The sequence below is a fragment of the Pseudomonas sp. PB103 genome, assembly GCF_009764635.1.
Taxonomy (GTDB): domain Bacteria; phylum Pseudomonadota; class Gammaproteobacteria; order Pseudomonadales; family Pseudomonadaceae; genus Aquipseudomonas.
Genome location: NZ_RWIL01000107.1, coordinates 1 through 12,343, shown reverse-complemented (window position 1 = coordinate 12,343; position 12,343 = coordinate 1). Strand labels below are relative to the sequence as shown.

The 12,343-nt window shown below is 61.0% G+C and carries 9 protein-coding genes; 8 read left to right on the top strand and 1 reads right to left on the bottom strand.

Annotated elements, in window-relative coordinates; translation table 11 throughout:
* The first annotated feature begins 60 nt into the window (after positions 1-60).
* The 7 genes from mreC (at position 61) to tldD (ending at position 10,163) form a co-directional block, all read left to right on the top strand.
* Entirely contained in the window at positions 61-1,203 is a 1,143-nt protein-coding gene (mreC, locus tag EJA70_RS19225) for a rod shape-determining protein MreC (RefSeq protein WP_158832804.1), read from the top strand.
* Positions 1,203-1,694, top strand: a complete 492-nt coding sequence (gene mreD / locus EJA70_RS19220; RefSeq protein ID WP_008085408.1) for a rod shape-determining protein MreD — start codon at positions 1,203-1,205, stop codon at positions 1,692-1,694. Before mreC ends, mreD begins: the two co-directional genes overlap by 1 nt.
* A gap of 37 nt (positions 1,695-1,731) precedes the next feature.
* Positions 1,732-2,328 (top strand): nucleoside triphosphate pyrophosphatase, encoded by a 597-nt coding sequence (locus EJA70_RS19215; RefSeq protein ID WP_008085407.1) that lies wholly within the window; start codon positions 1,732-1,734, stop codon positions 2,326-2,328.
* 58 nt (positions 2,329-2,386) lie between these two features.
* On the top strand, positions 2,387-3,844 hold the full coding sequence (gene rng / locus EJA70_RS19210; RefSeq protein ID WP_008085406.1) for a ribonuclease G: 1,458 nt from the start codon (positions 2,387-2,389) through the stop codon (positions 3,842-3,844).
* A gap of 75 nt (positions 3,845-3,919) precedes the next feature.
* Entirely contained in the window at positions 3,920-7,723 is a 3,804-nt protein-coding gene (locus EJA70_RS19205; RefSeq protein WP_158832786.1) for a YhdP family protein, read from the top strand.
* Positions 7,724-7,855: 132 nt separating this feature from the next.
* The gene (locus tag EJA70_RS19200) at positions 7,856-8,716 is read left to right on the top strand and encodes a carbon-nitrogen hydrolase family protein (RefSeq protein WP_158832784.1); all 861 of its coding nucleotides are present in this window, start codon (positions 7,856-7,858) and stop codon (positions 8,714-8,716) included.
* Between the two features lie 4 nt (positions 8,717-8,720).
* Entirely contained in the window at positions 8,721-10,163 is a 1,443-nt protein-coding gene (gene tldD, locus EJA70_RS19195) for a metalloprotease TldD (protein WP_008085093.1), read from the top strand.
* 105 nt (positions 10,164-10,268) lie between these two features.
* Here tldD and yjgA read toward each other — a convergent pair whose 3' ends face one another.
* Entirely contained in the window at positions 10,269-10,793 is a 525-nt protein-coding gene (yjgA, locus tag EJA70_RS19190) for a ribosome biogenesis factor YjgA (protein ID WP_008085091.1), read from the bottom strand.
* 108 nt (positions 10,794-10,901) lie between these two features.
* Between yjgA and pmbA the strand changes: the two genes are divergently transcribed.
* Positions 10,902-12,248 (top strand): metalloprotease PmbA, encoded by a 1,347-nt coding sequence (pmbA, locus tag EJA70_RS19185; protein ID WP_008085089.1) that lies wholly within the window; start codon positions 10,902-10,904, stop codon positions 12,246-12,248.
* Positions 12,249-12,343: the final 95 nt, after the last annotated feature.

Genomic DNA, 12,343 nt, shown 5'->3' with positions numbered 1-12,343 from the left:
CATCCAGGCCGGTTTGATGCCGTATGAATAAACAGAACATTTGCCTGGGAGGAGCGGCTTATTAAACCGCTTTTCGCCAAAGGCCCTTCGTTGGGCGTGCGCCTGTTGGTGCTGGCCGTGCTGTCGGTCGCGCTGATGGTGGTCGACGCCCGCTTTGATCTGCTCAAACCCGCGCGCAAACAAGCGTCGCTGGTGCTGATGGATGCCTACTGGATCACTGACCTGCCCGGACGTCTGTGGGAAGGGATTGCCAGCCAGTTCGGCAGCCGCACCGAGCTTGTCGCCGAAAACGAAAAACTCAAGACCGAAAACCTGCTGCTGCAGGGTCGCATGCAAAAGCTTGCCGCCCTCACCGAGCAGAACGTTCGGCTGCGCGAGTTGCTCAATTCTTCCGCACTGGTCAACGAAAAGGTCGAAGTGGCCGAGTTGATCGGCATGGACCCCAACCCCTTCACCCATCGCATCATCATCAATAAAGGTGAGCGCGACGGCGTGGTGCTCGGTCAACCGGTGCTCGATGCACGCGGTCTGATGGGCCAGGTGGTCGAGTTGATGCCTTACACCTCGCGTGTATTGCTGTTGACCGACACCACTCACAGTATTCCTGTGCAGGTGAACCGTAACGGTCTGCGTGCGATTGCCAGCGGCACCGGTAACCCGGAACGCCTGGAACTGCGTCACGTCGCCGACACGGCGGATATCAAGGAAGGCGATCTGTTGGTCAGTTCCGGTCTCGGCCAGCGCTTCCCGGCCGGTTACCCGGTGGCGACCGTGAAGGAAGTGATCCACGATTCCGGTCAGCCTTTCGCCATCGTTCGCGCCGTGCCGACTGCCGCACTCAACCGCAGCCGCTACCTGCTGCTGGTGTTCAGCGACACCCGCACCGCCGAAGAGCGCGCCAACGATGCCGCGCAGGCGCAGGAAAATCTCGATGCCTTCGGCGGCGGCCCGATCATTCCGGCCACCGTGCCGAAAACCGTGAGCCCGCCTGCAGCTGCAACGCCTACTGCAACGCCAGCCGCAGTTGCCCCGGTCACGGCCGCAAGCGCCGCGCCTGCCAAACCGGCAAGCAAACCGCCCGCCGCAGCAAAACCTCCGGCAACGACCCCGGCGGCCAGTAAACCACCGGCGTCGCAGCCCGCTGCACGGCCGGCGGCGAAACCTCCGGTCACTGCGCCTGCCACTACCGGGAGACAAGAATAATGGTCGGAGCGACTGCCTCGCGTAACGGCTGGATGGTCTGGCTGACATTCGCCATTGGCCTGCTGCTCAGCGTTTCGCCGTTGCCGCAGTTCATGGAAATCCTGCGCCCGCTGTGGCTGGCCTTGCTTCTGACGTTCTGGGCGCTGTACATGCCGCACACGGTCGGCATGGTTACGGCATTTTGTCTGGGCCTGGCCGAAGACGTGCTGTACGGCACATTGCTCGGCCAGAACGCTTTGATCCTGACGCTGATCACCTTCCTTGTGCTGTCGTTGCAGCAACGTCTGCGGATGTTCCCGATGTGGCAACAGTGCCTGGTGATCCTGGTGATCTTCGGCCTCGCGCAACTGGTGCAATTGTGGCTCAGCGCCCTGACCGGCAACCGCCAGCCGACCCTGGCGCTGGTGCTTCCGGCACTGGTCAGTGCCTTGCTCTGGCCGTGGGTCAGCTTCGCTTTGCGTGGATTGCGCCGCCGCTACAAAATCAATTGAGCCGGTGAAGCAGGGCACTGAACAGGGAGATGTTTTGATGAAGCCGCTTTACCTCGCCTCCGGATCACCGCGACGCCGTGAATTGCTCACGCAGATCGGCGTCGCGTTCTCCGCCATCAGTGCGGACATCGACGAAACCCCACTTCCCGAAGAATCGCCGTCGGCCTATGTCGAACGCCTCGCGCGTGGCAAGGCCTGCGCCGGCCGCCGCACGCTCGTGTCCGCTCAACCGTACTGCGTGCTGGGTGCCGACACGGCAGTGGTGCTCGACGGCAAAATACTTGGCAAACCGGTGGACGAAGCCGATGCATGCGCCATGCTGATGATGTTGTCCGGCAAGGAGCACGAAGTGCTGACCGCCATCGCCGTGCTCGAAGGTGAGCGTTGTGAGTCGCGTGTGGTGGTCAGTCGCGTGCGTTTTCGACCGATCAGCCGTGAAGAAGCGGCGGCCTACTGGGCCAGCGGCGAACCCCGGGACAAGGCCGGCGGTTATGGCATTCAAGGCCTCGGTGGCGTGTTTGTCGCGGGGCTCAACGGCAGCTATTCGGCAGTGGTCGGGCTACCTGTTTGCGAAACCGCAGAACTGTTGGGCCATTTCGGCATACCCTGTTGGCAAAACCTGAACGCGCAATGAGCGTCGTACGAAACCAGATGCGGCCATTATCGTGAACATGCCTGAACGAGATCCTGCCATGAGTGAAGAGATTCTGATCAACATCACGCCGATGGAGTCGCGCGTGGCGGTGGTCGAAAACGGTGTGCTGCAAGAAGTGCACGTCGAGCGCACACAAAAACGCGGGATCGTCGGCAACATCTATAAAGGCAAGATCGTCCGGGTTCTGCCGGGGATGCAGGCAGCGTTCGTTGATATCGGCCTGGATCGGGCGGCGTTCATTCATGCCTCGGAAATCTCCCTGCGTGAAGGCCCCGCGGTCGAAAGCATCAGTGCGCTGGTACACGAAGGCCAGAGTCTGGTGGTGCAAGTCACCAAAGACCCGATCGGTTCCAAAGGCGCGCGGTTGACCACGCAGTTGTCGATTCCGTCGCGCTATCTGGTGTACATGCCGCGCACCGCCCACGTCGGCATTTCCCTGAAGATCGAAGACGAAGCCGAGCGCGAACGCCTCAAGCAGGTGGTCAGCGATTGCGTGGCCAAAGAAGGTATCAAGGAAGCCGGTGGTTTCATTCTGCGCACCGCTGCGGAAGGGGCAGGCGCTGATGAAATCCTCATGGACATCCGCTACCTGCGGCGCCTGTGGGATCAGATCAACGAACAGATCAAAACCATCGGTGCGCCGAGCGTCATTTACGAAGACCTCGGCCTGGCACTGCGCACGCTGCGCGACCTGGTCAGCCCGAAAATCGAGAAAATCCGTATCGACTCGCGGGAAACCTTCCAGAAAACCACGCAGTTCGTCGCCGAACTGATGCCGGAAATCGCCGATCGTCTGGAACATTACCCGGGCGAGCGACCGATCTTCGATCTTTACGGTGTCGAAGACGAAATTCAGAAAGCCCTCGAACGCAAGGTCCCGCTGAAATCTGGCGGATACCTGGTGATCGATCCGGCCGAAGCGATGACCACCATCGACGTCAACACCGGGGCGTTCGTCGGTCATCGCAATCTTGAAGAAACCATCTTCAAGACCAATCTCGAAGCGGCCACGGCGATTGCCCGCCAGATGCGTCTGCGCAATCTCGGCGGCATCATCATCATCGACTTCATCGACATGGAAGACGAAGAGCACCAGCGTCAGGTGCTGCGAACCCTGGAAAAACAGCTGGAGCGCGACCACGCCAAGACCAACATCATCGGCATTACCGAGTTGGGCCTGGTGCAGATGACCCGCAAGCGCACCCGCGAAAGTCTTGAACAGGTGCTGTGCGAACCGTGCAGCAGTTGTCAGGGCCGCGGCAAGCTGAAAACCCCGGAAACCATCTGTTACGAGATTTTCCGCGAGATCCTTCGCGAAGCCCGCGCCTATCAGGCCGAGGGTTATCGGGTGCTGGCGAACCAGAAAGTGGTGGATCGTCTGCTCGATGAAGAATCCGGTAACGTGGCCGAGCTTGAAGGGTTTATCGGCCGCACCATACGCTTCCAGGTAGAAACCATGTATTCCCAGGAACAATATGACGTGGTGTTGCTCTGAACCCCTGCATCACCACTTTTACACCGCGGCTGGCCTCAGCTTTTCGCAGTTTTTTTGCCATGGGAGCCAACTGACATGGACCGTCTGACACGCATTTTGGCCGCACTCACCCGTTGGGGGCTGGGCCTGTGCGCGTTGGTTCTGGTGTTGATGGCGTTGTACGTCAGTCTCGGCCGCGAACTGACCCCGCTGGTCGCCGAATACCGCACCGATATCGAAGACAAGGCCAGTGCCGCCCTCGGCATGCCCTTGCAGATTGGCGAACTGGAAGGTAGCTGGAGCGGTTTCGCGCCGATCCTGCTGGCGCATGACGTAATGGTCGGCAGCGGCGCCAATGCCTTGCGTCTCGATCAGGTGCGCGCCGTGCCGGATCTTTGGGCCAGTCTGTTGGCGCGCGAGGTGCGCATCGCCCATCTGGAACTCAATGGCTTGAAAATCAGCCTCAAGGAAGCCGAGGACGGTAGTTGGGCGCTGGAAGGTCTGCCGATGCAGAACGATCAGCCGCTGGATGCGCAGCAGTTGTTCAACCGTTCGCAAATGATTCAGCAGCTCTCGGTGCTCGACAGTCAGGTGACCTTGCAGCCGCTGGATCACGCGCCGATGACTCTCACCTATGTCGGCCTCAATTTGAAAACCGGTGCCAGTCGCCAGCGCCTCGATGCCCGTTTAACCTTGCCGGACGGTCAACCCGTCGCGATCAACTTGCGCACGCGCCTTCGTCCGGAGCAGTGGCAGGACAGCACGTTAGAGGGCTATGCCAGCCTGCCGCAAAGCGATTGGGCGAAATGGTTGCCCGAGCGCCTGACCCAGCAATGGAATTTCTCCGAGATCAAGGCCGGTGGTGAAGTCTGGGTCGATTGGGCCAAGGGCACGCTGCAAAGTGCCGTGGTGCGCCTGAACGCGCCGCAACTGAGCGGTGCGTATGGCGAGCGCAAGCCGATCCAGATCAATAATCTGGCGCTCAATGCGTATTACCAGAACAGTGACGCTGGCGCGAAGATCACGCTCGATTCGCTGGCGATGAATTTTGGCGAAACCCGTTGGGAGTCGCGTGTACAGCTACAGCAGACCCGCGCCACCGATAAGGTTGAAGAGCTCTGGCACCTGCAGGCTGACCGCCTCGACTTGACGCCCATCACGCCGCTGCTCAATGCATTGGGGCCGTTGCCGCAAGGTTTTGCCGCAGTGGTCGACCATTTGAATGTCACCGGCGGGCTGCGCAATGTGTTGCTGGATTTCCGTCCCGCCGCCACCGACGGCAGCAAATTCAGCTTCGCTGCCAATCTCGATCAGGTCGGTTTCGATGCTTATCACGGCGCCCCGGCGGCGCGAAATGTCAGCGGTAGCCTGAGTGGCAACCTCGACGGCGGCGAGTTGCGCATGGACAGCAAGGATTTCGTCCTGCACCTCGATCCGATTTTCGCCAAGCCATGGCAGTACATTCAGGCCAACGCGCGCTTGACCTGGAAGCTCGATAAAGACGGTTTCACCCTGATTGCGCCCTACCTGAAGGTACTGGGCGAAGAGGGCAAGATTGCCGGTGATTTCCTGATTCGCCTGCATTTCGATCACAGCCAGGAAGACTACATGGACCTGCGGGTCGGGCTGGTCGATGGCGACGGTCGCTACACCGCCAAGTACCTGCCTGAGGTCCTGAGCCCGGCGCTCGATGAGTGGCTGCGTACCGCGATTCTCAAAGGCGCAGTCGATCAGGGCTTCTTCCAGTATCAAGGTTCGTTGAGCAAAAACGCCGGCGAGGCCGACCGTAGCATCAGCCTGTTCTTCAAGGTGCATGACGCCGAACTGGCGTTCCAGCCGGGCTGGCCGCACGTGAGCAAGGTCAGCGGCGATGTCTTCATCGAGGACAGCGGAGTGCGCATCTGGGCCAGCAAGGGCCAGTTGCTCGACACTCAGGTCAGCGATGTCTTCGTCAATATTCCCCACGTGCCGTCCGGGCAGAACACGCATTTGCTCCTCGATGGCGCGTTTGCCGGAGGTTTGGGTGACGGCTTGAAGATCTTGCAGGACGCGCCAATCGGTACGGGTGAAACGTTCGCTGGCTGGGAGGGCTCAGGTGATCTGCAAGGCAAACTGAAGCTCGATGTTCCGTTGGCCAAAGGCGATCAGCCGAAAATTCTCGTCGACTTCAAAACCGCCAATGCCCGCCTGAAACTGGCCGAGCCGAAGCTGGAACTGACTCAGCTCAAGGGGGATTTCCGCTTTGACAGTGCTAAAGGCCTCAGCGGCCAAAACATCGCGGCGCGGGCGTTCGACAAACCGGTGACGGCGCAGATTTTTGCCGACGGCAGCCCCGGCAAGCTGAAAACCCGGGTCGCCGCGTCGGGGCAAGTCGAGGTAAAGAAACTCACCGACTGGCTGGGTGTAACACAACCGTTGCCGGTGACCGGGACGATTCCTTATCAGTTGCAACTGAACCTTGACGGTGCGGACAGCCAATTGATGGTCAGCTCCAGCATGAAAGGCGTGGCGGTGGATCTGCCAGCGCCGTTTGGCATGGCCGCCGATGTCGGCCGCGACACGGTGTTCCGCATGACCCTGCAGGGGCAGGAACGTCGTTATTGGGTCAATTACGATCAACTGGCCAATTTCACCTTCGCCGCGCCGCCCACCAGTTTTGCCGACGGTCGCGGTGAGTTGTTCCTCGGTTCCGGTGAGGCCGTACTTCCGGGAGCCAAGGGGCTGCGCATTCGGGGCGTGCTCTCGGAACTCGACGTCGCGCCGTGGCAGGAACTGGTCAGCAAGTACGCCGGACAGGATCCCGGCGGCAGTGCCAAACAGTTGCTCAGCAGCGCCGACTTCAAGGTTGGCAAGTTGACGGCGTTTGGCACCACGCTGGATCAGGCTTCCGTGCAATTGAACCGCAAACCCGGCACCTGGGCGCTGGCCCTCGACAGCCTGCAGGCCAAAGGCGCGGCCAGTCTGCCGGATGCCAAAGGTGTGCCGATTGTGGTGAGCCTGCAGTACGTGAAATTGCCGGCGCCGGACCCGACGGTGCAGGCCGATGAAAACGCACCTGATCCATTGGCGTCGGTTGATCCGACGAAAATCCCGGCGTTGGATCTCACCATCAATCAACTGTTCCAGGGCCAGGATCTGGTCGGTGGCTGGTCGCTCAAGGTACGACCGACGCCCAAAGGCATCGCCCTGAACAGCCTCGACATGGGCCTCAAAGGCATCCTCTTGCAAGGCAACGGCGGCTGGGAAGGCGCGCCGGGTTCGACCAACAGCTGGTTCAAGGGCCGGATCGGCGGCAAGAACCTCGCCGATGTGCTCAAGGGCTGGGGCTTCGCGCCGAGCGTGACCAGCGAAGAATTCCACATGGACGTTGATGGCCGCTGGCCAGGCTCGCCGGCATGGCTGGCGACCAAGCGCTTCTCCGGCACGCTGGATGCCTCGTTGAACAAGGGCCAGTTTGTTGAAGTGGAGGGCGGAGCCCAGGCGCTGCGGGTGTTTGGTTTGCTCAACTTCAATTCGATTGGCCGCCGCCTGCGCCTGGACTTCTCCGATTTGTTTGGCAAAGGCCTGAGCTATGACCGGGTCAAGGGGCTGCTGGTGGCGACCAACGGGGTTTACGATACGAAAGAACCGATTCGCCTGACGGGGCCGTCGAGCAATCTGGAGCTTAACGGCAAGCTGGACCTGGTCGCTGAACAGGTCGACGCCAAGCTGCTGGTGACGCTGCCGGTGACCAATAACCTGCCGATTGCCGCATTGATCGTTGGCGCTCCGGCGGTCGGCGGTGCGCTGTTCCTGATCGACAAGCTGATCGGTGACCGCGTGGCACGCTTCGCCAGTGTCAAATACACCGTCAAAGGCCCGTGGAAAGAGCCGAAAATCACCTTCGACAAGCCTTTTTAACTAGCAGACACTACCCCCCTGTAGGAGCTGCCGCAGGCTGCGATCTTTTGATTTTGTTGTCAAAAGCCAGATCAAAAGATCGCAGCCGGCGGCAGCTCCTACAAGGTTGTGTGCAGATACCGAGGAGCGGCCATGTCTTTAGCAGTGATTCAAATGGTCAGCCAGAGCGACGTGCTGGCCAATCTGGTTCAGGCCCGGCGCCTGCTCGAACAGGCTGCGGCCAGCGGTGCGAAGCTGGCAGTGCTGCCGGAAAACTTCGCCGCCATGGGCCGTCGCGACGTTGCCGACATCGGCCGTGCCGAAGCGTTGGGCGAAGGACCGATCCTGCCATGGTTGAAACAGACCGCCCGCGACCTCAAGTTATGGATAGTGGCTGGCACGTTGCCGTTGCCGCCGGTAGGTCAGCCGAGGGGCAAGGCCAATGCCTGTTCGTTGCTGGTCGATGAACACGGCGAGTTTGTTGCGCGCTACGACAAGTTGCATCTGTTTGATGTCGATGTAGCGGACAATCGTGGGCGTTACCGCGAATCCGATGACTATGCTTATGGCAGTGGTGTGGTGGTGGCGGACACGCCGGTGGGTAAATTGGGCCTGACCGTGTGTTACGACTTGCGCTTCCCGGAGCTTTACAGCGAATTGCGCGCCGCCGGTGCTGAATTGATTACCGCACCGTCGGCGTTTACTGCGGTGACCGGGGCGGCGCATTGGGACGTGCTGATTCGCGCACGGGCCATTGAAACCCAGTGTTATGTGTTGGCGGCAGCGCAGGGCGGTACCCATCCGGGGCCGCGCGAAACCTTCGGCCATGCGGCGATTGTCGACCCATGGGGCCGCGTGCTGACGCAGCAGGATCAAGGCGAAGCGGTGTTGCTGGCCGAGCGCGATAGCAATGAACAAGCGTCCATCAGGGCGCGAATGCCGGTGACGCGTCATCGGCGGTTTTTCTCGCAGGGCGCACAGCGGCCTGCTTCAGAACATGAATTTAAGGCGTAAACCTATGAGCGAGTTGTTGTCCTCAGTCAGTGATCACCTGTTGGCACCGGGCGGCGTGACCATCGAGAGCCTGCAAGGCGTACTCGGCGATCTGGCCGGTCCGGGCATCGATGCCGCCGACCTGTATTTTCAGGGACAGATCTCCGAGTCCTGGGCACTGGAAGACGGCATCGTCAAGGAAGGCAGCTTCAACCTCGACCAGGGCGTTGGCGTGCGCGCGCAATCCGGTGAGAAAACCGGTTTCGCCTACAGCAACGCGATCACCCTCGAAGCCCTCGGCGCGGCCGCACGTGCGGCGCGTTCGATCTCCCGTGCCGGGCAGAACGGCACGGTGCAGGCGTTCACCAGCCAAGACGTCGCCCAGTTGTATGCGCCGGACAACCCGTTGGAAGTGTTGAGCCGGGCCGAGAAAGTCGAATTGCTCAAGAGCATCGACGTCGCGACCCGCGCGCTTGATCCGCGTATCCAGCAGGTCAGTGTGAGCATGGCCGGGGTCTGGGAGCGGATTCTGGTGGCGTCTACCGATGGCGGTCTGGCTGCCGATGTGCGGCCGCTGGTGCGCTTCAACGTCAGCGTCATCGTTGAGCAGAATGGCCGTCGCGAGCGCGGCGGGCATGGTGGTGGCGGGCGCACTGACTACCGTTATTTCCTCGCCGAAGACCGCGCCATGGGTTATGCCCGTGAAGCGTTGCGTCAGGCGCTGGTGAACCTCGAAGCGATCCCGGCACCGGCCGGTACTTTTCCGGTGGTGCTGGGTTCGGGCTGGTCTGGCGTGCTGTTGCACGAAGCGGTCGGCCACGGTCTGGAAGGCGATTTCAACCGCAAGGGCAGTTCGGCTTACAGCGGGCGCATGGGCGAAATGGTTGCCTCGAAGCTTTGCACCATCGTCGATGACGGCACCTTGAGCGGTCGTCGCGGTTCGCTGAGTGTCGACGACGAAGGCACGCCGACCGAGTGCACCACGCTGATCGAAAACGGCGTACTCAAGGGCTACATGCAGGACAAGCTCAACGCGCGCCTGATGGGCGTGGCCCGTACCGGTAACGGTCGTCGTGAATCCTACGCGCATCTGCCGATGCCACGCATGACCAACACCTACATGCTCGGTGGCGAGAGCGATCCGGCGGAAATCATTGCGTCGGTGAAGAAGGGCATCTACTGCGCCAATCTCGGCGGCGGTCAGGTCGACATCACCAGCGGCAAGTTTGTGTTCTCCACCAGCGAGGCGTACCTGATCGAAGACGGCAAGATTACCGCGCCGGTCAAAGGCGCGACGTTGATCGGCAACGGCCCTGAGGCAATGAGCCGGGTGTCGATGGTCGGTAACGATCTGGCGCTGGACAGCGGTGTAGGTACGTGCGGCAAGGATGGGCAGTCGGTGCCGGTAGGCGTGGGTCAGCCGACGCTGAAAATCGATGCGATCACCGTGGGTGGCACGGGCGCATAAAGAAACGTGTGTAGGAGCTGCCGAAGGCTGCGATCTTTGTTTTCAGGATCAAAAGATCGTCCGATCGCGGCCCGAGCCTTCGGCAGCTCCTACAGGGGCGAGGTTTCAACGCAGGCCGCGTTGAGTCTCGTCCAACTCACGGATGTACTTGAAGATCTTGCGGCTGGATGCAGGAGGTTTGTTTTGCGCAACCTCGTGCTGAGCCTGACGGATCAGGGAACGCAATTGCTGGCGATCGGCGTCCGGGTACTCGACGACGAATTTTTCCAGCACGGCGTCGTCGCCCGCGATCAGGCGATCGCGCCAGCGTTCCAGGTTATGGAAACGCTCGTTGTATTGGCGAGTGGAGGCATCGAGTTGATCGAGCAAGGTCAGAATCGCGTCAGTGTCCTGATCGCGCATCAGTTTGCCGATGAACTGCAAATGCCGTTTACGCGCGATATTCGCGGTGTGCTTGGGCGCATCGGCCAAGGCACGGCGCATCGCGTCGGTCAGTGGCAGTTTTGCCACCAAGTCAGGCTTGAGTGTTGTAAGGCGCTCGCCAAGGTCAACCAGAGCATGCAGCTCGCGTTTGACCTGAGATTTGCTTTTTTCTCCCGTATCGAGGGAGTCGTCGTAAGAATCAACCATGGTGGCAGTCCGCAAAGAAACGCCGCCATGATAACCAGTCGGGGGCCGCTTGTCCGGCCCGGTCGCTCGATGGCCCCAGCCGAAAGCAGAATTTGAGTGGAGATGAGCATGAGTGCAGTTGAAAGCGTCGGCCCGCAGGCTTTGCCGGCACTGCAAGAACAGGTCGAGCAGATCATTGCCGAAGCCAAGCGTCAGGGCGCCAGTGCCTGCGAAGTGGCGGTGTCGCTGGAACAGGGCTTGTCCACTTCGGTGCGTCAGCGCGAGGTCGAAACAGTCGAGTTCAACCGCGATCAGGGGTTTGGCATCACGCTGTACGTCGGCCAGCGCAAAGGCTCGGCCAGCACGTCCGCCACCGGCCCGGAGGCGATTCGCGAAACTGTCGCGGCGGCGTTGGCGATTGCCAAGCACACCTCTGAAGACGAAGCCTCGGGCCTGGCAGATGCCGCGCTGATGGCTCGCGAACAGCAGGATTTCGATCTGTTCCACGAATGGGACATCACCCCGGAGCAGGCCATCGAGAAGGCGCTGATCTGCGAAGCGGCGGCGTTTGATGCCGACGCGCGGATCAAGAACGCCGATGGCACCACGCTGAGCACGCATCAAGGCTGCCGCGTTTACGGCAACAGCCACGGTTTTATCGGTGGCTACGCCTCGACCCGGCACAGCCTCAGCTGCGTGATGATTGCCGAAGCCGATGGCCAGATGCAGCGCGATTATTGGTATGACGTCAGCCGTCAGGGCACCTTGCTGGCCGACCCGGTGAGCATCGGTCAGCGTGCGGCGCAGCGGGCGGCGAGCCGTCTGGGCGCGCGTCCGGTACCGACCTGTGAAGTGCCGGTGTTGTTTTCAGCGGAACTGGCCGGTGGCTTGTTCGGCAGTTTTCTCTCGGCGGTGTCTGGCGGCAGCTTGTATCGCAAGTCGTCGTTCCTCGAAGGCACGCTGGGGCAGAAGCTGTTCCCGGAATGGTTGACCATCGATGAGCGTCCGCACCTGATGCGCGCGATGGGCAGCGCTTCGTACGACGGTGATGGTCTGGCGACGTACGCCAAACCGTTCGTCGAAAAGGGCGAGTTGGTCTCGTACATCCTCGGCACGTATTCCGGGCGCAAACTCGGCATGCCGAGCACCGCCAACGCCGGCGGCGTGCATAACCTGTTCGTCACCCATGGCGACGAAGATCAGGCGGCGCTGTTGAAGCGCATGGGCCGTGGCTTGTTGGTCACCGAATTGATGGGCCATGGCCTGAACATGGTCACCGGCGATTATTCGCGCGGTGCGGCAGGTTTCTGGGTCGAGAATGGTGAAATCCAGTTCGCGGTGCAGGAAGTCACCATCGCCGGCAACATGCGCGACATGTTCAAGCAGATCGTCGCGGTGGGTAATGACCTGGAGCTGCGCAGCAACATTCGCACGGGTTCGGTGTTGATCGAACGGATGACGGTAGCGGGCAGCTAAGCTCCAACCGTGACAAAAAAGGCGCGCCATCCCCCGGATGGCGCGCCTTTTTCATGCCTACCCCTGTAGGAGCTGCCGCAGGCTGCGATCTTTTG